Source organism: Ectothiorhodospira shaposhnikovii (assembly GCF_016584105.1).
Taxonomy (GTDB): domain Bacteria; phylum Pseudomonadota; class Gammaproteobacteria; order Ectothiorhodospirales; family Ectothiorhodospiraceae; genus Ectothiorhodospira; species Ectothiorhodospira shaposhnikovii.
The window spans coordinates 117,625-138,561 of the sequence record NZ_NRSM01000008.1 but is presented as its reverse complement, the minus strand read 5'-3'; the positions used below and the strand labels follow the sequence as shown (position 1 = coordinate 138,561).

The 20,937-nt window shown below is 61.3% G+C and carries 14 protein-coding genes, 1 tRNA gene and 1 pseudogene; 4 read left to right on the top strand and 12 right to left on the bottom strand.

What is annotated here, in order from left to right; translation table 11 throughout:
• Positions 1-641: 641 nt before the first annotated feature.
• From CKO35_RS06635 to CKO35_RS06605, 7 genes and pseudogenes are all read right to left on the bottom strand, one after another.
• Positions 642-1,952, bottom strand: coding sequence for a hypothetical protein (locus tag CKO35_RS06635; RefSeq protein WP_200173863.1), 1,311 nt, complete (start codon positions 1,950-1,952; stop codon positions 642-644).
• Positions 1,953-2,164: 212 nt separating this feature from the next.
• Positions 2,165-2,998 carry an ASCH domain-containing protein gene (locus tag CKO35_RS06630; RefSeq protein ID WP_200173861.1) on the bottom strand — a complete coding sequence of 278 codons (834 nt, stop codon included), beginning with the start codon at positions 2,996-2,998 and terminating at the stop codon, positions 2,165-2,167.
• Positions 2,999-3,386: 388 nt separating this feature from the next.
• Positions 3,387-3,938, bottom strand: coding sequence for a cyclin-dependent kinase inhibitor 3 family protein (locus CKO35_RS06625; protein WP_200173859.1), 552 nt, complete (start codon positions 3,936-3,938; stop codon positions 3,387-3,389).
• Positions 3,935-4,923, bottom strand: a pseudogene (locus CKO35_RS06620) (ADP-ribosylglycohydrolase family protein). Before CKO35_RS06620 ends, CKO35_RS06625 begins: the two are co-directional and overlap by 4 nt.
• A 440-nt stretch (positions 4,924-5,363) precedes the next feature.
• Positions 5,364-8,498 (bottom strand): DEAD/DEAH box helicase, encoded by a 3,135-nt coding sequence (locus tag CKO35_RS06615; protein WP_200173857.1) that lies wholly within the window; start codon positions 8,496-8,498, stop codon positions 5,364-5,366.
• 294 nt (positions 8,499-8,792) lie between these two features.
• Positions 8,793-8,869, bottom strand: a tRNA-Arg gene (locus tag CKO35_RS06610).
• A gap of 173 nt (positions 8,870-9,042) precedes the next feature.
• Positions 9,043-10,725, bottom strand: a complete 1,683-nt coding sequence (locus tag CKO35_RS06605) for a choice-of-anchor I family protein (RefSeq protein ID WP_200173856.1) — start codon at positions 10,723-10,725, stop codon at positions 9,043-9,045.
• A gap of 439 nt (positions 10,726-11,164) precedes the next feature.
• Between CKO35_RS06605 and mtgA the strand changes: the two genes are divergently transcribed.
• Entirely contained in the window at positions 11,165-11,908 is a 744-nt protein-coding gene (gene mtgA, locus CKO35_RS06600) for a monofunctional biosynthetic peptidoglycan transglycosylase (protein ID WP_338031759.1), read from the top strand.
• 11 nt (positions 11,909-11,919) lie between these two features.
• Here the strand turns inward: mtgA and CKO35_RS06595 are convergent, their stop codons facing one another.
• The 3 genes from CKO35_RS06595 to CKO35_RS06585 all read right to left on the bottom strand — a co-directional run bounded on the left by CKO35_RS06595 (position 11,920) and on the right by CKO35_RS06585 (position 14,463).
• Positions 11,920-12,252 (bottom strand): DUF3634 family protein, encoded by a 333-nt coding sequence (locus tag CKO35_RS06595; RefSeq protein ID WP_200173854.1) that lies wholly within the window; start codon positions 12,250-12,252, stop codon positions 11,920-11,922.
• Between the two features lie 34 nt (positions 12,253-12,286).
• Positions 12,287-13,426, bottom strand: a complete 1,140-nt coding sequence (gene dinB, locus CKO35_RS06590) for a DNA polymerase IV (RefSeq protein ID WP_200173852.1) — start codon at positions 13,424-13,426, stop codon at positions 12,287-12,289.
• 86 nt (positions 13,427-13,512) lie between these two features.
• On the bottom strand, positions 13,513-14,463 hold the full coding sequence (locus CKO35_RS06585; RefSeq protein ID WP_200173845.1) for a choline ABC transporter substrate-binding protein: 951 nt from the start codon (positions 14,461-14,463) through the stop codon (positions 13,513-13,515).
• A gap of 309 nt (positions 14,464-14,772) precedes the next feature.
• Here CKO35_RS06585 and betI point away from each other — a divergent pair, with 309 nt between their 5' ends.
• Genes betI through betA form a run of 3 tightly spaced genes read left to right on the top strand, consistent with a single transcriptional unit; the run spans position 14,773 to position 18,632 of the window.
• Positions 14,773-15,381, top strand: coding sequence for a transcriptional regulator BetI (betI, locus tag CKO35_RS06580; protein ID WP_200173843.1), 609 nt, complete (start codon positions 14,773-14,775; stop codon positions 15,379-15,381).
• 37 nt (positions 15,382-15,418) lie between these two features.
• A complete protein-coding gene (gene betB / locus CKO35_RS06575; protein ID WP_200173841.1) occupies positions 15,419-16,903 on the top strand; it encodes a betaine-aldehyde dehydrogenase in 1,485 nt (494 codons plus the stop codon).
• Positions 16,904-16,946: 43 nt separating this feature from the next.
• On the top strand, positions 16,947-18,632 hold the full coding sequence (gene betA, locus CKO35_RS06570) for a choline dehydrogenase (protein ID WP_200173839.1): 1,686 nt from the start codon (positions 16,947-16,949) through the stop codon (positions 18,630-18,632).
• On the opposite strand, the gene CKO35_RS06565 is transcribed toward betA, so the two are convergent.
• Both CKO35_RS06565 and fba read right to left on the bottom strand, forming a co-directional pair.
• Positions 18,626-19,687, bottom strand: coding sequence for a phospholipase A (locus tag CKO35_RS06565; protein WP_200173833.1), 1,062 nt, complete (start codon positions 19,685-19,687; stop codon positions 18,626-18,628). The genes betA and CKO35_RS06565 overlap by 7 nt on opposite strands.
• Positions 19,688-19,839: 152 nt before the next feature.
• Complete coding sequence (gene fba / locus CKO35_RS06560; RefSeq protein ID WP_200173831.1) at positions 19,840-20,904, bottom strand: class II fructose-bisphosphate aldolase; 1,065 nt, start codon at positions 20,902-20,904, stop codon at positions 19,840-19,842.
• Positions 20,905-20,937 lie beyond the last annotated feature (33 nt).

The window sequence follows — 20,937 nt, the reverse complement described above, 5'->3', positions numbered from 1 at the left end:
ATAACCGCGAGCTATCCCGAGGTGTGCCGTGCACGGCACTGTCAGGATTTAACTGGTTGGCACGACCGTCAAGCGAGGGCTTGCTCGATCGAGCTAATTCGCGAGCCTGCTGAAGATCCGAGCCCCTTGCCTGATGATAGGCCCGGTGTTTGGGATTCAGCTGATTGGCGCGATTGTCCAGTGCGCTTTTGGAGGACTTCGACATTTGATTTGCTCCTATCTTGTTGCCATCCCGGACCGTCATCCTCTCCTCGGGTCGTGGAGGTCACCTGGAGCATGGTGTGTGCGCGCTGGCACAGATGGGGTCAGAGCTGGCGTTCGGGTCATCATCAGCATGGATACTTCCACGCCGTCAGCTGGCGCCGACGTCTATCCGGACCCGAACCTGGGTAGCAAGTGGAGTAGCCGTGCCGATTCCACGGTATTTCTACTCCCCCGGAGCTGTCAAGCGTTATCAAGAGCTAGAAGCTGTCAGCAAAAACCAGACCAAGCTCCACGATAGTACGCACCCAAGAGGTAAATGTATTCTCTCGAAAACACAATTTCCAGTTAAATCATGCCCCCCACCTCGCCATCACACGCGCCCCCTGAACTTTTCGCAATGGAGAGATGACTGGAGCGGGAGACGCTAGTTTATCGAATCACCTACTGACTGCGGCTTGATGAACTCTTTCAATAGCAGCAAGCTCTATGAGAGCCGCACAGTTATCTACCATAACAAGATTTTCTTCTTCGACAAACCTATACCCAATGACCTCGGATAGGCGCGCATTCTGACTTAATACCTCTTTTAGAATAAGCTGATTGGGCGATATATGCGTTCTTATATCATCAAACATAAAACCATAAGTCTTGCTTTCAAAGTATGAGATAATTTTATCATTAAACTCATCCTTAGAAGGAAAGCAAGAAATCAACCAAGACATTAATATTGGACCAACATAATGACAGTCTTTAGCCTCTTGATCATACTCACTAGAATCCAACATCGCCTTTAGTTCATGCGCTGATAACTCAGGATCATCATACGAAAGCAACAAGCAGTCATGATCGTCATATGCTCTATATCTAACTAGCGGCCTCGCCATTGAGGCAGCTACAAAAACACCTGAATGATTAAGTACCTGAGGGGGGAAGAGCTGGTGTAAGACCGCGCCGCCATCACCTTCTACTCTGAACCCACTCCAACATAGACGAGCATTTCGCTCAACGACATTTACCACCTCCTCATCACTAAGAGAATTAATAAACAAACCACCACACTCCACAAGTTCCACTAGATGATCAAAAGGGTCGCACCTAAACTCACCGCAAGCCACCCTCCTACCATCAAAAAAAAACTGCAAACATAGGGCATTACTCATTAGCTTGCGTAATGCGGGCGACATTTCTCTCTGCGTAAACTCATACAACTCTAGAAGTTTATTCCTATAGCAACGACCTTTCTCTTTTTTCAATTCGCGCCTATTGGTTACCACTTCATTCTCATCCCAGTGATCTTCATGTCCAAGCTCAAGGATGCTGTTGCTGTATTTTATATTTATTTCCTGTAGATCTTTGGCAATCAAAGAACTGAAAACAACCAACCTATTGATAGCAAGAGCCATCACAGAAAACGCTTCAAGCGCAGCATCGCGTTTTTCCTTTATAATATACTGCGCCTCTCTCCTTTCATCACGAAGCGCTGTTGTGTGCGCTAAATACGCCAGTGACAATGCAACAAGCGAAACAAGGATAGACACTGGCAACCCAATGATAAGCGCCAGATACTCTGTCGAGTTCTGCACCAGAATAGTATTAAACAATTGAACATCAAGAACGCCAAACAGGTCACCCCCATCCATTAAGAATGCAACAAAAAAAACACTAACTGAAATAAAAACCAATACGAGAAGAGAAAACCCGAGCAAAGCAAGCAAAAAACCACTTAAAAATCTTTTTTTTCCAACCATATTTTCACAACCCCATCACTGGATTCTTCAACATAAGATTGGTCACGGCCAGCATCGTTTAGTAAGGCGGCTTCGATTGTGCTGAAAATTCAGGATTGGCATCAGGTTCTAAAATCGGGCTGCAAGATCGACGATCTCAGCCATCACAGCACCGAGCGCCGCCTCGACGAAAGCAGCCCTGTGGCAGGATCCAGCGCGAGAGAATCAGTTTTCTATGCTGCATGGACCCCTCCGCGCTTTACCAGTCGGACCCGATAGGTGTAGAACCCGATTTCCTCCACCAGAACCCAATCACCTGCGGCCGCGTCGTTGAGTTCGAAGAAGTTGCGGACCCAGCTTCGGGCGCGGAATAACCGCTTCGATCCATCGAGATCGGTCTGAACAAGAGCATCGCCACCCCAATCGACCGTGACCGTCCGGGCGGCCTCTTCGCGCCGGTTCGAACCGCCGATGACCTCTTCCGGAAAACGGTCAAAGAACTCACGAAGGTAGATGTGGTTGTTGTTGATGTTGCCTTGCGTGATCTGGACTTGGCCGATCAGCCGGACGTTCTTTGCAGGCATGGATGCAGGCGCCCGTTCCCCCTGCGGTGCTGCCGACCTATGCTGCGACGGTAGCGGCGTGGCAGCGGGTGCAACATGGGGCTGCGGGATCTCTCCAATCTGACGGGCGATCGCGTCAGAAACGTCCTGGCCCAACTCGACCCAGGTCACGGCGCCGTTGCGGTGCCGGTAGGGCACCGGGGAGGCCAGTCGCCGGACATCCTCGAGCTTCCAGGGTATGTTCCACTTGGCGACCTCGCCGGAGCGGATCTGGCGTTCCGGAATGCGGTGCCGTTCGTAAGTTGATACCATCTCCTCAAGGGAAAGCGGCGCCCCCACGTCAGTCAGCCTTGCGACGCCGTAGACCGCCCCGGTGCCCTTTCTAATCAAACCAAACCAGCCACGGTGCGACACGCTGGCAGAACGCATCTCCCACGTCTTTGTCCCGTCGAGGATGTGGCCGATCCACGGGTCGGCAATGATCAATCCCTTGGTAATCGTCACTTACGAACCTCCGCCCGCTCATGCAGGCTCTTGATGCTGTACAGAATGCCGCCGAGCACATCGTCCGCCCAGTGATTTCGCGCACCAGAAATCACTGGGCGGACGAGGGCCGGTACCGCTACTGGCGCAGCTGTCGGTGTTGTTGGGGGTCCTGCGGGTATGGCAATTGGCGCAACGATCGGGTTGTTGGCTGGTGTGACTGCCGCCGCTCTCGCAGAGGACAAACAAGTCAGGGTTCGTATCGGCCGCGATCAGACTCTCGAATTTGAAGTGGCCGGGCGCACTTGACGAAGCATAAAAAACTGCTGACTGACAGCCTCGACCGTGGCCTTTCGCTGCGCTGAGTGTCTTCCTGTAGAGCAACATTTGGGGGCCTCGTGGGCCAGCGCTACCGATAGCGGAAGCTGGCCAACAGATACCGCTCCTGAAGCGCATTCTCAATCGCACCCGTTCGGACCGCTCGCACCATGGCCATGGCGTCAACCGGGACATACCCGCGTTCGATCAGTAACCGGGCGGCCACCGTGCCGGCACGCCCCAGGCCGCCCTTGCAGTGAATCAGCAGCTGGCCGCCATGATCCAGCAGTGCGTGCATTGATGGGGACACACCCTGCCAGCGCTGCTCCCACCCCGGATCCGGCACCGACATGTCCGGAATGGGCAGATGATGCCAGGTCATGCCCAGGGCACGTACCATGTCGCCCAGGCCCTGCACGGACAACTCGGCAAATTCGTGATCCTCAATGAGCGTGATGACCACTGACGCGCCCCATATCTGGATGGACTTGAGATCAGCCTCAAGATCCCGCGCCCACCGACCCGTCATCGCATCCCGCTGATGCTTTCCAGGGCAGAAGGTAATCCCGATCTGCCCCCCTCCGGGCAGAGTCAGCGCGTCAATCCGCAGAGGGTGTGTTTCACTGGTGCGTGCCAGGGTCATGTCGTCGCTCCCGGATCCGTATTCAGATGAGGCCCATCCCTGCCCTCTTCGGACAGGGACAGCAAGGCATCCGCCAACTCCACCATGAGTTCCCTGGCGGTGAGCCTGGAACGCCATGCCTCGGGGATGCCCTGGTCACCGTAGAACGCGCCGGCAAGCTGGCCATAAATCGCTGCGGTCGTATCGGCATCATCGCCCAGATTGGCGGCAAGCAGCGCTCCCTGGCGAAAATCCTGGCTTCGGTAAAAAGCCCAGATCGCCGCCTCCAGACTTTGCACCACATAACCCGTGCCACGAATCCGGGGCGGATGGCCCTGACGATAGGAACCACGCATCACGGATTCCACGGCCGGTCCAACTCGTCCTCTGCCACAAAGCCCGGCAGTTCCTGCCAGGATGCGGTGCACAGTCGCTCCTTGCTCCACCCCGCCAGCGCAGCCAGCAACAAGCCACTGAACGCCCGGCAGGCATCCAGGCACTCCGGGGCTCCGTGGGTGGTTTTGGAACTGGCCACGGCGGCCGCCATGGCGCGGGAGGAATGACGGCGATAGGCCAGGGGCACGGGGCCGAGCCGCATCAAGGATCCATTGCCTGCGCTGCTCCTGGCCGTCGAGCCGCTGATGGGGTTCAGGCTGTGCAAGTAAGCAGAGAGGGCTTCCTTCACCGTGTTGCCGATATCGAAACAGGTCCCGGTGCTGCTGAGATAGCCATCGCGCCACCAGCGGCAATAGCGCTCCATCTGGTCCCGAGCATCGAATCCACCACGCTCCACCAGGCTTTGCGCCAGACACAGGGCCATGGAGGTGTTATCGGTCCACTGCCCCGGCTCAAGCTGGAAAGGCCCACCTCCCACCATGTCGCTGATCGGCTCAAAGCTGCCCGGTGAAGCGAATTCCAGCGTCGTGCCCAGGGCGTCGCCGGCTGCGAGGCCCAGCAAAACACCCCGGTAGCGTGATTTCAGGCTGGGGGATACATGTGAACTCATCAGACCCACCCATCTGGCAGTTTCTGCCCACCATCATCTTGCATCATTTGGCTTGACTCTCCTGAGTTCACCCCGTCTGAAGCAGAACCGCGGCACCACAAGGTCCCGACTGCCGCCAACCGTCAAGCATTCACATCCGATGACCCACCTGCGTGAACACGATTGCTCATCCTACGCCACGTGGTTCATTGGGAAGGATGGGTTCATACCGTGACCGCTTCGCCGGGCACTTTTATGTGGATCAAACCCTCTCTTTACAGCCCTCACCCTACTGAAAGCAAAAGCGCGCGCGATAACCCCAGAAGCTGACGGAACAGATGCTTTGGATCGCCGATCGAACCACTCCACGCCCCATCTTTCCGCCAGGATTGAAACCGTAGGACTTGCCAGTGACCGCCCCATCGGATGGGGTGTCCATTGCAGTGCTTGGTGAGCGACAATCAAGCCTCTCTCAGTACACTGAATGCCTGAAACAGCCTGATCGGCAAAGGAATGCCCAGTTTCCAGTGGATACTCATAGGCTTTTCACCTTCCGCACCCTCCAGGGTTACCGGGCCGCAGGCGTGGTAGGGGTCCCCCTTTGCTGCACGCACGAAAAGCTGGAAGCGCCAGCCGTTTCCAGGGCTTTCCAGGTAACGGCACCCGGCGGTGGTGTTAGGCCCGGCTGCATTCTGAGACTGCCAGTGGAAGCGCTCGGTGCTGATGGCGTAATCATGATAGGCGATGCGCTCATGGTAGCCTTCTCGCTTGTCCAGGGTGACGAACAGCAACTCGATCTTGCGATCCTTCAAGGGCAACACGCCCGCCTGAAACGGGGCGCGGCGCTCCGCTGTGAGCCACCCCAGCGCCGTCAATATCTCACGGATACCATAGCGGCCATGCAGGCAGAGCGGCACATCCTCCAGCCCGGGGACTGGATGATGAAGCAGACGAGAGCGCGTCTGCAGCACCTCCCCCAGCTCGCCAACCTCGGCGATGAGCTCCGGATAGGCATGCAGCCGATGCAGAAAAGCCTCGCCGGTGCCAGACTGATGGTGCTGGGCATCGATCTGGTAGGCGAGCATCTGCATCAGTAGGCGTTCCCGATCACTACCGGGTGGATAGCCTGCCTTGCTCTCTCCCACCTTGAGCAGCAGATCGATGCGCTCGGGATCATCAAAATGCAGCAGGTCGGAAAAACGACGCCCGAAATAGGCTTCCTCAACACCAGCATCCTGGTTCAGCAATCCGGCATCACGCTTGAGATGGGTCCAGCCGGAGCGGCCACTTCGGCGATAGATATCTTCCAGTTCGATGGCTTGCTCCCGCAGGAAATCGACCAGACGGATATTGTTTCGGCCACGCAAGGCAGCATAGGTCTGCAATTCGGTGCGCAGGCGTCTCCAGTTTTGCTGCACCAGCCTTCTCAGGCTGTCTAGCACCTGTTCACGCGTTTTGCGTTGCAGATGCAGGTGGCAGCCCGGGGGGAGGGAGCCGAAGCCTTTTTCCACCGCGTCAATCAGCTCCCCGCGAGGCAAACCGGTGAGGGAGGAAAGCAGTCGATCGAACCGGAATTCCTGACGATGCCGCCCCACAAAATCCAGGATCAGACAGCTTTCCTTGCCGTGGGCCAGCCGCAAGCCCCTGCCAATCTGCTGCTGGAACAGCACGGGGCTCTGGGTAGGGCGCAGCAGTAACAGGGTGTCCACCAGCGGCAGGTCAACACCCTCGTTGTACAGATCGCAGGTCACGATGGCGGAAACTTCGCCCCGCGCAAGAAGCTCCGGTGCACGCCGCCGCTCATCTGGTGCCGTGGCGCCGACCACACAGACGGCTTTGATGCCGGAAACGTTGAGCCTGTCCGTCATGTATTGCGCATGGGCCACGGAAACGCAGAACACCAAGGTTCGGCCCCGCGCCGGGTCACCGGCCAGACGACGCCATTCATTCAGCACCAACCGTGCACGCACGTCATTGCCGGTCACCAGATTGTCGATGGCCGCCAGTTCCCCGGGCTGATTCCACGGCACAGTGGAAAAGTCCGTGTCGTCGTCACAGGCGTAATACTCGAAGGGACAGAGCAGTTGCAGATCCAGAGCGTGCCAGAGCCGCAGTTCCACCGCCGGTGAGCCGTCGGGCCGATTATCAAAATAGTGCAGAATCGGCTGGCCGTCACTGCGCTCCGGGGTCGCGGTCAGGCCCAGCAGGATATTGGGCTTGACTGCGCTGACAAAGTCGTGAAATCGCTGCGCCGCCAGGCGGTGGCATTCGTCCACGATCACCGTGTGCCAGTGCTCGGGACCAAACCGGCCCACCATATTCCTGGCGGTCACACTGTCGATGGTGGCAAAGATGTGGTCGAACTGCTCGGGCTCGCGGCCACCGGCCAATATTTCACCAAAGCCGTGATCCCGCAGGACCTCCCTCCAGGTGCGCAATGCCTGTTTAAGGATCTCTTCCCGGTGCGCCACGAACAACAGCCGAGGCAACCCTCCAGCCTGTGTGCAGGTACGTTTGTAATCGAACGCAGCCACCACAGTCTTGCCGGTGCCCGTGGCCGCCACTACCAGGTTGCGCCGGCGCCCGTGGTCTCGCTCGATCTGCAACTGATCGAGCATCTCCTGCTGATAGGTTTTCGGTTCGAGATCGAAATAAGTGGGGCGAGCGATGATATCCTCGCCTGATTCCCGTTTCAGGGCCTCCCCCAGCGCTTCCCTATGCTGCTGATTGTACGGATCAAAGGGCTGAAACTCCCGATCCTCCCAAAGTGTTTCGAAATGGGCCTTGGCCCGTTCGAACAGATCGGTCTGCCCGCGCTCGGTGAACTTGACAGTCCACTCCAGGCCGCCCATCAGCGCAGCGCCCGAGAGGTTAGCGCTCCCCACATAGGCGGTGCCGGAACCTGATCTCCGGTGGAACAACCACGCCTTGGCGTGCAGGCGGGTACGGCGACCGTCCAGGGAGACACGGATTTCGCAACCTGGCAGCCGGGCCAGTGCATCCAGGGCTTGAACTTCTGTGGCGCCGGTGTAGGTGGTGGTGAGGATACGCAGCCCGGTTCGTGGTCGGCCATCGGCCCCTACTGCAGTCGCCGACTGGAGGATATCCAACAACTTGCGCACCCCGGAAAGGGTGATGAAGCTGACCAGAATATCCACCTGATCGCAGGCGGAGAGTTCCCGGCGCAGTTCGGACAACAGGGATGGCGAGCCCTTGCCGGCTGTGAACAACCAGGGCAGGGCCAACCCTGTATCCGGCAACACGGGGGCAGAGGAATGCCGATGGACGGCCTGCAACAGTTGCAATGGCTCAACCAGGGCATCCCCCCTACCCTCATGACCATCAAGATGCTGGCGAGCATGTAACAGCACGGCGTTGGCAAGCGCCAGTTGGCGCTGGATTTTCTCCTGTCCGTCACCTTTCAGGTCGTCCAGTATGCGGCCAAGCTGGGATGTGATCGCTTCAACCAGCCGTTCAGAAGCATCCTCGGTGGACAGCCCTTTGAGTGTACGGCTCCGCTCGTCCGCAACACTGGCGAGGGCATCCCTTAACGACTCCGTGAGCAGCCGGTCGTAGAGACCATCCGGCAAGTCCATCGATCTGCATTCCTGTTATTGATGGGTTTCGTAGACGGCTTTGCGTCATCTGTTCGACCCTGAACACTACCACCTACTGCGGTAGGATGCCGCCCTCACTTGATTCGGCGCCTGTACTCAACCCAAGACGCGGCAGCGCCGCTGAAAATATCTTTTGGCTAGCCTTTCACAGGCATGCATAGTGCTTTGGAGGAGGGCGCGGGGATGGGCACACAGCACCAATCCCATGTGACCAGGCAACAAAAAAGCCGCCCAGGATATCCTGTAAGCGGCTGTTTTGATTCTTTAATTTTATGGCGCGCCCGACTGGATTCGAACCAGTGACCCCTGCCTTCGGAGGGCAGTACTCTATCCAGCTGAGCTACGGGCGCGTGAAAAAGGATGTTAGCACGTTTCAGGGCGAATGTGCGCCGGGAAACATCGCTTGCCGATGCGGGAAATTTCGACTGCGGCAAGGTGGCGCAGGATAGCCTAAACCGGGCCAGGTTCCAAGGGGGTGGCCTGAGAGAAGGGGGGATCCGCGTTGGATCCCCCCGGTGCGGAATCACTGGGCGGCGGGAACCGCGTCGATGGCAAAGACCGTCGTTGTACCGCTGACTTCGTTGCCCACCAGCAGCAGTGCCCGGCCCTGGGCATCCGGGCTGTCGGCGGCCGGGATGAAATGCAGGCCTTCGGCACCCAGATCGGTGGTGGTCAGGGCCTCCGGCGTATTGGGCAGACTGAAGTCCCGGTTGTTGATGTATTGGACGAAAACGGTCTGCTCCGGCTCGGTGATGTCATAGACCATCACCCCGCCCATGCGCTCCAACCCGACAAAGGCATAGACCCGACCATCCACCTCGCCAATGGCAATCCCTTCCGGCTCCGGCCCCTTGTCGTCGGAACGGGTATCGAAGCTGTTGTTTTCGCTGTTGTTGGAATTGAAATCGTCGGGATACCACTCCGCGGTGGTTTCCTCCATCTGCGATCCGGTGTCGTACACCTTGACCAGTCCCGTCCCGGTCACCCGGAAGATCGACATGGAGCGCGCACCGAAGGCGTAGAGGGTGTCATAGACGCAATCCTGACGCACGTCGGTTGCCTTGCTGGACGGATCGCAGTCGTTGCTCACGCCCAGGGTGGAGGTCACCCGCAGGCGTCCCAGCTGTTCATTCTGCTGCAGCTCCGCCGCGTTGGGGAAAGCTGCCGGGTCGAGCTGCAGCTGACCCACCCTGAACTCCTCGGTCCAGCCGCCGTAGTCCCGGGCATCTCCTTCGTTGGCGGTCAGGATGTAGGCTTGACCCCCGGTCTCGTAGAGACGGATGGTATCCGGTTGATAGACCCCAAGGACGGGCCAGTGACGGATATTGATACCGCCGTCACGGTCGCTGGCATCAAAACCGTTACCGGCCCATGCACCGCTTTCCGACCAGTCCTTGAACCCCAGAGGGAAGATGTCCGTGACCGTCGCCGTGGCAATGTCCACCACGGCGATGGCATTGTTCTCCTGCAGGGACATATAGGCCGTGCTTGAGTCGGCACTGACTTCCACCCACTCCGGCTCGAAGTCCTGGGCAGCGGTGGCGCCGGGGCCGAAGATCCTCACACCGGCGGCGCGAAGTTCGTCCTCGCGGCCATTCCAGGCCCTGAAATCCGCCGTGCGTACGGTGGCCACGCCCGCACCGCCGCCAAGATCGATGATGGACACGGACCCCTCGGGATCGATCGTATAGTCATCATTGGGCTCACCTTCGTCGGCCACCAGCACATGACGGCCATCGGGAGAAAAGGTCAACGCATCCGGCAAGGCGCCCACTTCCAACACATTCAGCCGAGTGCCGTCGGTATCAAGCAGGGCAACCGAACCATTGTCGGTGCGCACATTGGCCTCAACGGCCACGGCGACAATGCCGTTTTTCACCGCCACACTATTGGCGTCGGCACCGATATCCGAGACATCGATGGAAAACAGCCGGGCCGGATTGGCCGGATCGTTCATGTCCAGCACGTCCACCTGACCGCTGGCGGCATTGATCACGAAGGCGCGACGACTTTGTGGATCGTAGGTCACGATCTCGGCTGCACTGCGGGCATATTCTCCACTTTGATACTGGCCGAGCACCGACAGCTCTACCGTATTGTTCCTGTGATCGGCATCATCGGAACCGGACGAGGAATCACAACCGGTCGTCAGAAGTGTCGAACCTATAACCGCGGCCAGGGCAGTGGCCAGCAAGGTACGTTGCATGAATGTGGACTCCTCAAAAAATGAGAAGTGTCTTTCGCTCCCGTGACGGCCAGGTCAATAAACAATGAAAATCAAATGACAGATAGGGATATACCCAGGAATATGCACAGCATGGATAATGCCCGACGCAGCGACATGGCAACGATACGCCCCACTCAGCCATCGTCGGCCACAAAAATAAAACCAATTAAATCAATTAATTAAAAACATGATCATTTCATGACCAATTCAGCCACGGGCTGTTCCCATGCGCCCCGGGAGCGGTTTCCGACATACTCTCCACAGACTTATCCACAGCTTTTGTGGACAGCCGACATTTTTCCCACTGATGCCCGGCAGTTAGCAGCGTCACGAGAGAATTCCCATGAGCTGCCGACGGTAAATGAGATGTCGGCACGCACGGCTTCCGATCCAGGCTGGAAATTGAGATAGTTCAAGGGTGCGAAAATACCCCTCCAAACCCTGTCGCCGCCCCCTGTGGTGGCGTCTTCTGAGCTGGCTGCTTGCGAGCCTGGCGGCGCTGGTGTTGCTCAGTGTCCTGATCGTGGGGAGCCTGCGGTGGGTGGACCCGCCCACCACCGCCTTCATGCTGCAGCATCAATGGTCCTCCCGCCCTGCCATCGGCACCATCCCGGTCAACCATGAGTGGGTACCCCGGCAGCAGATTTCCGCCCACGCGGCCCTGGCCATGATCGCCGCGGAGGATCAGCGCTTCCTGGATCACCGGGGATTCGACTTTCGCTCCATCCGCGCCGCCATCAACGAATACCGGGACGGCGGCCGCCTGCGCGGTGCCAGTACCCTGTCCCAGCAGGTGGCCAAGAATGTGTTCCTCTGGCCCGAACGCAGCCTGACCCGCAAGGTGGCAGAAGCCTACCTGACCGTCCTGATCGAGACCCTCTGGCCCAAGGAGAGGATTCTGGAGGTGTACCTGAACGTGGCCCAGTTCGGCCCCAATGTCTACGGAGTGGGCGCCGCCAGCCAGATCTATTTCGACAAGCCAGCGGCGGAACTCACGGCCAGGGAAGCGGCACTGCTGGCAGCGGTATTGCCTGGCCCGGTACGATACCGGGTGGCCGCCCCTTCGGATTACGTGCGCTCCCGGCAGGCCTGGATAGAGCGCCAGATGGGGTACCTGGGAGGCACCGGCTTTCTGCGGGAAGTCTGGGAAACGGCGCCCTGATCCAGGGCCGTCTACCCGGCGGCCCGATGACCGCCACCACCGCCGCCGTCCGTGGGCGGTGTCCATACATTACGCAAGGGCTGGTGCACATGCTCCGGGATCTCCCGCGAGAAGCGCAGCTGCACCCCGTGGGCGGTCCGGACGCCGCTGATGCGCCCCTGGGTGAGACGATACATCCGCGCCACCTCGTCGCAGCCCCGCAGGAAACCGGGCGGCGCAGTTCCCCGCAGGGTCCGCGCCCTGCCCTGCTCCAGCGTAATGACGAAGGCGGTACGGGCATGCCACAGCAGCAGTACCAGGCCCAGCAACAGGATCAACAGCATCAAGGCAAGGGTCAGCAGCATCTGTTTCTCGTTCGGTCGTATTGGCTCAACATCATCAGAGCGGCAGCTCCATCTGCATATCCCCATCGGCCGGCCCGTCCTCATCACCGAAACTCAGCCCCGACACACGCACCCCCAGCAGGCGAAGCCGCTGCTCCAGGGGCACCCGGCGCAGGCATTCCCCTGCCGCCCGGCGGATATCCACCGCATCGAACACCGGACGGGCCAGGGTGATGTCCCGGGTAAGGGTGCGGAAATCCTCATAGCGAAGCTTGATGCCCACCGTGCGCCCGCGGCACCCCTTGCGAGCCAGATCCTGGGATACCCGCACGCACAGGGCTGAGAAGATCTCGGACAGCTCGGCACGGTCCTCACGGGGATGCAGGTCCCGCTCGAAGGTGGTCTCCCGGCTCATCGAGCGTGGCACGGACTCGGTTTCCAGCGGCCGGTCATCAATACCCCGGGCCGCCTGATGCAGCCACGCCCCCTGGGCGGGTCCGAACTGCTCCCGCAGCAGACCAGGGCCGCAGGCGGCCAGATCCCCCACGGTGAGGATGCCCAGGGCCTCCAGCCGGGCGGCGGCCTTGGGCCCAATGCCGTTGACCTTGGCCACCGGCAAGGGCCAGATCCGTGTCGGCACATCGTCCATGGTCAGCAGGGTGAGGCCGTCCGGTTTATCCAGCTCGGAACAGAGCTTGGCCAGAAGCTTGTTGGGGGCGATGCCGATGGAGCAGGTCAGGCCAGTGGCATCCAGCACGGCCTGCTTGAGCCGCTGCCCCAGGGGTCCGGATGCACCGGGGACGTGGGTGAGGTCGATATAGATCTCATCAATGCCCCGGTCCTCGATACAGGGGGCGATGGCGGCCACCGCCGTCTTGAAGCGATGGGAATAGTCCCGGTAGGCCTCGAAGTCCGGCGGCAGCAGGATGGCATCCGGGGCCTTGCGGGCCGCCTTCATCAGGCCCATGCCCGAGGCAACACCCAGGGCCCTGGCCTCATAGGTGGCCGTGGTGACCACCCCGCGTCCGGCATAGGCCTCAAGCCTGGCGGCGGCGGCCTGCCCGGGTTCCCCCAGGGCGCGGCGGCGACCGCCGATCACCACGGGCCGGCCACGCAACTCCGGATGACGCAGCAACTCCACGGAGGCATAGAAGGCATCCATGTCCAGGTGGGCGATGCGGCGGGGTGGTGTCATGGAGGTTGAAGATAGCCGATTACCTCCGGAACGTCTGCACCCGACCCCATCACTGCCTGCCAACGGGCCGGCCCGGGGATGGAGAACTACTCGACCAGCGCCGCGGTGATGGCCTGGGTCACGGCGTTGAAGGCATCTTCACCGTCCCGGGTGGTGACACCGTCCAGCCAGCCTTCCAGGACATCAGAATTGTCTTGCAGCCAGACGCGTGCCGCCACCTTGGGGTCCACGTCCCGGTTCATGATCTGATCCATGAGATGGTTTTCCATCTCCAGGGTAAAGGACAGCTGACTGAGCAGACGCCCCACATTGGGACACTGCTGCGTGTAGCCGGTACGTACGTTGGTGTGTACCGTGGCGGCACCGAAATCCGGGCCGAAGTAGTCCTCGCCGCCTTCCAGGTAGGCGATGTCGAAACGGGTGTTCATGGGATGGGGCTCCCAGGCCAGGAACACGATCCATTCCTCACGGGCGGTATTGTGACGTACCTCCCCCAGCATGCCGGCTTCACTGGACTCCATGAGGCGGAAACGTCCCAGGTCATAGGCATCGTCATCCATCATCTGCTGAATGATCTGATTACCGTCGTTACCGGATTCGATGCCGTAGATGCGCCCGCCGAACCGGCGGCGGTGCTCCGCCAGATCACTGAAATGGGTCACACCGGCATCATGCACATACCGGGGCACCGCCAGGGTGTACTTGGCGCCCTCCAGGTTGGTGGCGATGGTCTCCACCGTTCCCCGCTCCAGATAGGGCTGGATGATGCTGGCCATGCTCGGCATCCAGTTGCCCAGAAAGACGTCGAAATCCTGGTTCTCCAGCCCCGCATAGGCGATGGGAACGGACACCGTGAGACTGCGGGTGTCGTAACCCATGCCTTCCAGAACCACCTGGGCCGTCGCCGTGGTGGCGGTGATGTCGGTCCAGCCCACCTCGGCAAACCGCACCTGCCCGCATTCATCGGGTTCGGCGGCATGGGTGATACCGGTCAGGCTCATGGCGGATATGGTGATTGCGCTCAGCAAACGATGCATGTCGACTCTTCTCCTCATTCGCCCCGGAACGGGCATGACATTCGGGATGTTCTGAGTCAGTCATTCCCGCGAAGGCGGGAGTGACGGAAGTCCGCGAGTGTGACAATAGATCGCAATCCGTCACACTAGATCTGCGATCCGTGACTGTAGATCACAGGAGTAACAGCGGCTGACTGATTCAGTATTTCCTTTTCAGAATGCCCAGTCACCGCCGACAAATCAACCCTGATTGAACGATCAATCAAACTATAATTGAACGATTGTTCAATCTGATTTAGAGTGAAATACACGCGCCCGATGGAGAACAGAATGCAACCTTCCCCCATGGCGTCCGGACGGCGCCGACAACTGATCAAGGCCACACTCACGGCGATTCACCAGTACGGCATGGCGGACGCCACCATTGCGCGTATTGCGCGCCTTGCCGGGGTCTCCAGCGGCATCATCAGCCATTATTTCGGGGACAAGGCGGGGCTGATGGAGGCCACCATGCGCTACCTGCTCCAGCAGTTGGGAGAAGCCGTGGCGGAGCGGCGCCGCAGGATCCCTCCGGAGGATATTGCCGGTCATGTGGACGCCATCATCGACGGCAATTTCGACTCCAGTCAGACCAATGTGGCCGCCATGCGGGCCTGGCTGGAGTTCTGGGCCGCCAGCATGCATCAACCGGCCCTGCGTCGCCTGCAGCGGGTCAACGAACGGCGCCTGTACGCCAATCTGTGCCACCAGTTCCGTCAGGTCCTGCCGGCGGATCAGGCCCGGGATGCCGCCCAGTCCGTGGCTGCGCTGATTGATGGCCTGTGGCTGCGGGGTGCCCTGACACCGGAAGGCATTGATATCGAAGCCTGTCGGCGGCTGGCCCGGGACAACGCCCGGGCCTGGCTGGAGGGGCACGCCCCCCGGACCACCGAAACCTGAGCAGACCCATTCCACCCGCGAATCACCGGGAGATCCCATGCCCCACACCCAGCCCGCCACCGCCCCCATTCAGGGCAGCTACGTCCACGGACACCCTGTCCAGTCTCCGGATACCCCCCATTTCGAAACCGTCAACCCGGCCACCGGGCAGACCATCGCCCGTATCCAGGCGGCAGACCAGGCCCTGGTGGATGAGGCCGTGCGCTCGGCGGCGCAGGGCCAGAAAATCTGGGCCGCCATGCCCCCCATGGCCCGTGGCCGCATCCTGCGCCGGGCGGCGGATCTGCTGCGGGACCGCAACCAGGCCCTGGCCACCCTGGAAACCCGGGACACCGGCAAACCCATCAGCGAAACCGCCAGCGTGGACATCCAGACCGGCGCCGACGCCCTGGAATATTTCGCCGGGTTGGCCATGGGACTGGAAGGGGAACAGATCCCCCAGGGCGAGCAGGCCTTCATCTACACCCGCCGCGAACCCCTGGGGGTATGCGCCGGCATCGGCGCCTGGAACTACCCTCTGCAGATCGCATGCTGGAAGGCGGCCCCGGCCCTGGCCGGCGGCAACGCCATGGTCTTCAAGCCCAGCGAACTCACCCCGTTGAGCGCCCTGGCGCTGGCGGACATTTTCACCGAGGCGGGTCTGCCGCCGGGTGTCTTCAACGTGGTGCAAGGAGACGCGGAAGTGGGCCGGGCGCTGACTCATCATCCCGATATCGCCAAGGTCTCCTTCACCGGAGAGGTGGAAACCGGCAAGGCGGTGATGGCCGATGCCGCCCGCAGCAGCCTCAAGCAGGTCACCATGGAGCTGGGGGGTAAGTCGCCACTGATCATCTTTGCCGACGCGGATCTGGAGCAGGCCCTGAACGCGGCCCTGATGGCCAACTTCTACAGCAGCGGCCAGATCTGCACCAATGGCACCCGGGTTTTCGTGGAGGCCTCCATCCGCCAGACCTTCCAGGCCCGGCTGCTGGAACGCATCCGGCGCATCCGCGCCGGGGACCCGCTGAACCCGGCCACCACCCTGGGACCGGTCATCAGCGAGGCCCACTGCGAGCAGGTCATGGATCGCATCCGGCAGGCCAGGGAAGACGGCCTGCGCTGCCTGATCGGCGGGGAACGACTGCGCCCCGACGACGCCCCGGAGGGGGCCTTCGTGGCACCCACCGTGTTCGCCGACTGCCCGGATGACCACCCCCTGGTGCGCCGGGAGATCTTCGGCCCGGTGATGGTATTGCAGTCCTTTGAGGATGAAGCGGCCGTCATCCAGCGGGCCAACGACACCCGCTACGGCCTGGCCGCGGGCGTATTCAGCCGGGATCTGGCCCGGGCCCACCGGGTGATCCACCAGATCCAGGCAGGCATCTGCTGGATCAATACCTACAACCTGTCACCGGTGGAGATGCCGGTGGGCGGCTACAAGCAGTCGGGACTGGGCCGGGAGAACGGCCGCGCCGCCCTGGAGCACTACACCCAGCGCAAGTCGGTGTACGTGGAACTCGGCGGGGTGGACAGCGTGTTCTAGCCCGACGCCCCACCGTCCCTCCCCCACCCGATTCAGGAGCCCCATGCAGGACATGACCTACGACTACATCATCATCGGCGCCGGTTCCGCCGGCGCCGTACTGGCCGCCCGACTGACCGAAGACCCGGATACCCAGGTACTGCTGCTGGAGGCCGGTGGACGGGACTGGCGGCTGGACTTTCGTACCCAGATGCCCGCCGCCCTCGCCTATCCCTTGCAAGGACGTCGCTATAACTGGGGCTTTCAGACCGAGCCGGAACCCCACATGAACGGGCGCCGCATGGACTGCGGCCGGGGCAAGGGCCTGGGGGGATCGTCCCTCATCAACGGCATGTGCTACATCCGCGGCAACGCCCTGGACTATGACCACTGGGCCGCGGACTTCAACCTGCCGGGCTGGGACTATGCCCATTGCCTGCCCTACTTCAAGAAGGCGGAAAATCGGGATATCGGCGCCGACGCCTATCACGGCGACCAGGGCCCCCTGCGGGTGACCACACCCCGGCCGGACAACAACCCCCTCTATCAGGCCTTCATCCAGGCGGCCCAGGAAGCCGGCCACCCCCATACGCCGGACGTCAACGGCTACCAGCAGGAGGGCTTTGGTCCCATGGACCGGACCACCACCCCCCGTGGGCGCCGTTCCAGCACCGCCCGTGGCTACCTGGACCTGGCCCGCCCGCGCCCCAATCTGCGCATCGTGACCCGCGCCCTCACCGAGCAGGTGCTCATCGAAGGACATGCCGCCCGGGGGGTCAGTTTCATCCACCGGGGTCGGCGCAGGCATGCCCATGCCCGGCGGGAAGTGGTGCTCTGCGCCGGCGCCATCCTCTCGCCGGCAGTGCTCAAACGCTCGGGGATCGGCCCGGCCGCCGAACTGGAGGCCCTGGACATCCCGGTGGTCCATGACCTGCCGGGCGTGGGCGAAAACCTGCAGGATCACCTGGAGATCTACATCCAGTACCAGTGCAAGCGTCCCATCACCCTCTACCCGGCCCTGAAATGGTGGAACCAGCCCTGGATCGGCGCCCAATGGCTGTTCTCCGGCCGTGGCATCGGCGCCAGCAACCACTTCGAGGCCGCCGGCTTCATCCGCAGTGATCCGGCCTTTCCGTGGCCCAATCTCCAGTACCACTTCCTGCCCATCGCCATCAATTACAACGGTACCCAGGCGGTGGAGGCCCATGGTTTCCAGGCCCATGTGGGCTCCATGCGCTCCCCCAGCCGGGGCTGGATCCGCCTGGCCGGCAAGGACCCGCGCCTGGCCCCACGCATCCGCTTCAACTACATGAGCCACCCCCAGGACTGGCGGGAATTCCGGGATGCGATCCGCCTCACCCGGGAGATCATGGTCCAGCCGTCCCTGTCACCCTATCTGGGACGGGAACTCTCCCCCGGCAGCGAGGCCCGCTCGGATGCGGCACTGGATGCCTTCGTGCGCGAGCACGGTGAAACCGCCTACCACCCGGCGGGTTCCTGTGCCATGGGTTCGCCCCAGGACCCCATGGCAGTGGTGGATGGCGAAGGACGGGTGTTCGGGGTGGAGGGCCTGCGGGTGGTGGACGCATCCATCATGCCCCGCATCATCACCGGCAACCTCAACGCCCCCACCATCATGATGGCCGAAAAGATCGCCGACCGGATGCGGCAACGGGCGCCGCTGCCCCCGGAACAAGTCCCCGTGTTCCGGGTGGATTGCGCCGCCGGCGCCCATGACAAGGGTCAGTAAAGATCACTCAGGGCCAGCCCGAAACCCAGGGTGTTCTGGCGCCAGTTGTAGTCGATCATGCTCTCCCCATAGCCGCTGAAGACCTGGGTATAGGCCCTCAGAGGCCCCAGTATCGGGGGGCTCATCCAGGTGGCCTGGACGGCACCCTTGCCGGTGCTGGGACGCCCCCTGAGCATCAGGGTGTAGCTGTGGCCACCCTGCTGCCAGAAGGCAGTGAGGTCGCCGTAGCCCAGATAGTCGGTGATGTCCGGGTTGTCGTCCCGGCTGTCACTTTCCTGTATCCGGTGCCAGATCCGGGCATTGATGACCAGATCACCCCGTTCCACCCCCACCTCGGCAAAGAGCCGGTCCCAGCTGCGGGACAGGGGCTCGGCCCGACCGTTGGACTGGTGGTTGTAACCCACATTGAGCAGGCGCCAGTGGAAGCCTCCCAGGGACAGGTCCGGCCGGTAGCTCAGGATCAGCTCCGGCATGTAGTTGGTTTCACGAAAGGGTCGCGAGGCCCCATCCCGGTCGTTATAGACCTGCCACTGACTCTGCTGGGTATAGGCGCCCCACAGGCCCCAGCGGCGGTCATCCGTAGCCCAGAGTCGAGTTTTGAAACTGAACTGGAACCTGGCCTCCACCGAGTCCAGCTCCACCCGGTCGGCATCGGCCAGTTCCATCAGGGGTGAGAAGGGCTGTTCGTTGGGGCGGTCGGTGTAACGGGCTGGCAGCAGATAACTGGGACGGTGGGAGGCGATCACGTAACGGCTGCTGTCCGGGGCGAAACCCCAGACGGCGTCGATGCGGGAGGCAGGGCGGCGGGACGGATCAGGATCCCGTGCCTCCGCCCCTCCGGGCAGTGCCAGGGTTCTGGATGGCAGTGGCGCGGCATCCCCGTCGTCTGCGACGGACAGGTCGGCCAGCCGGTCGTAACAGGCCAGGCGAGCATCGGCATCGGTGATGCCGGCGCAGGACTGAAGGGCTTCGGCCAGCGGGGTCGCCGGCGCCGTGGCGGGCAGGAGCAGGAGCGGCAGAAGGCAGGCAAGGAGACGAGGGCTGGGTGTGTGCATGCGGGGTCCAGGGATATCGACAGCCTTCGCCCGAAGAGAGAGAAGGGGTGGAAATGAACGGCGCGCCTATTTGTTGATACTTTAGCAGAACCGCATTCCCCTCACCCCAACCCCTCTCCCGCAAGGAGAGAGGGGCTTGCGCGGCGTTTACCTTACTGCACCTTGGGCGCCAGCTCGCCGGACTTGTAGCGCTTGACCATGGCTTCCAGGCTCACGGGCTTGATCCTGGAGGCCATGCCGGCGCAGCCGAAGGCCTCGTAGCGAGCCTTGCAGATGTCCTTCATGGCGGCGGTGGAGACCTTGAGGAACTTGCGGGGATCAAATTCCTTGGGATTTTCCGCCAGGAACTTGCGAATGGCACCGGTGGAGGCCATGCGCAGGTCGGTATCGATGTTCACCTTGCGCACGCCGTGCTTGATGCCTTCCTGGATCTCTTCCACCGGCACGCCGTAGGTCTCGCCCATGTCACCACCGTGCTCGTTGATGATCTTGAGCCAGTCCTGGGGCACGGAAGAAGAGCCGTGCATCACCAGATGGGTGTTGGGGATGCGGGCATGGATCTCTTTGATGCGCTTGATGGCCAGGATGTCGCCGGTGGGCGGGCGGGTGAACTTGTAGGCGCCGTGGCTGGTGCCGATGGCAATGGCCAGGGCATCCACGCCGGTCTTCTTGACGAAGTCGGCGGCCTCGTCCGGGTCGGTGAGCAGCTGGTCATGGGACAGCTGGCCTTCGGCGCCGGAACCGTCTTCCTCGCCGGCCATGCCGGTTTCCAGGGAACCCAGGCAGCCCAGTTCGCCTTCCACGGACACGCCCAGCCAGTGGGCCATCTCGGTCACCTGGCGGGTCACTTCCACGTTGTACTCATAGGTGGAAGGCGTCTTCATATCGGGCATCAGGGAGCCGTCCATCATCACCGAGGTGAAGCCGGACTGGATGGACGCCAGGCACACCGCAGGTTCACCGCCATGGTCCTGGTGCAGCACGATGGGGATGTGGGGATACTGTTCCGCCGCGGCGATGATGAGATGGCGCAGGAAGGGCTCGCCGGCATATTTGCGGGCACCGGCGGAGGCCTGAATGATCACCGGGGCATCCACCTCGTCGGCGGCCTGCATGACCGCGTGCACCTGCTCCATGTTGTTGGCGTTGAAGGCGGGCATGCCGTAACCGTGCTCGGCGGCATGGTCCAGCAACTGTCTCAGAGAAATCAGGGCCATGAGGGACCTCCTGTGGGTTGTGGTCTTCGAATC

Coding starts and splice junctions, on each gene's coding strand:
- CKO35_RS06635 (WP_200173863.1), bottom strand. CDS start 1,952: ATGGTTGGAAAAAAAAGATTTTTAAGTGGTTTTTTGCTTGCTTTGCTC.
- CKO35_RS06625 (WP_200173859.1), bottom strand. CDS start 3,938: ATGACCCTGGCACGCACCAGTGAAACACACCCTCTGCGGATTGACGCG.
- CKO35_RS06615 (WP_200173857.1), bottom strand. CDS start 8,498: ATGGACTTGCCGGATGGTCTCTACGACCGGCTGCTCACGGAGTCGTTA.
- CKO35_RS06605 (WP_200173856.1), bottom strand. CDS start 10,725: ATGCAACGTACCTTGCTGGCCACTGCCCTGGCCGCGGTTATAGGTTCG.
- CKO35_RS06595 (WP_200173854.1), bottom strand. CDS start 12,252: ATGCTGCTGACCCTTGCCTTGATGCTGTTGATCCTGTTGCTGGGCCTG.
- dinB (WP_200173852.1), bottom strand. CDS start 13,426: ATGACACCACCCCGCCGCATCGCCCACCTGGACATGGATGCCTTCTAT.
- CKO35_RS06585 (WP_200173845.1), bottom strand. CDS start 14,463: ATGCATCGTTTGCTGAGCGCAATCACCATATCCGCCATGAGCCTGACC.
- betI (WP_200173843.1), top strand. CDS start 14,773: ATGCAACCTTCCCCCATGGCGTCCGGACGGCGCCGACAACTGATCAAG.
- betB (WP_200173841.1), top strand. CDS start 15,419: ATGCCCCACACCCAGCCCGCCACCGCCCCCATTCAGGGCAGCTACGTC.
- betA (WP_200173839.1), top strand. CDS start 16,947: ATGCAGGACATGACCTACGACTACATCATCATCGGCGCCGGTTCCGCC.
- CKO35_RS06565 (WP_200173833.1), bottom strand. CDS start 19,687: ATGCACACACCCAGCCCTCGTCTCCTTGCCTGCCTTCTGCCGCTCCTG.
- fba (WP_200173831.1), bottom strand. CDS start 20,904: ATGGCCCTGATTTCTCTGAGACAGTTGCTGGACCATGCCGCCGAGCAC.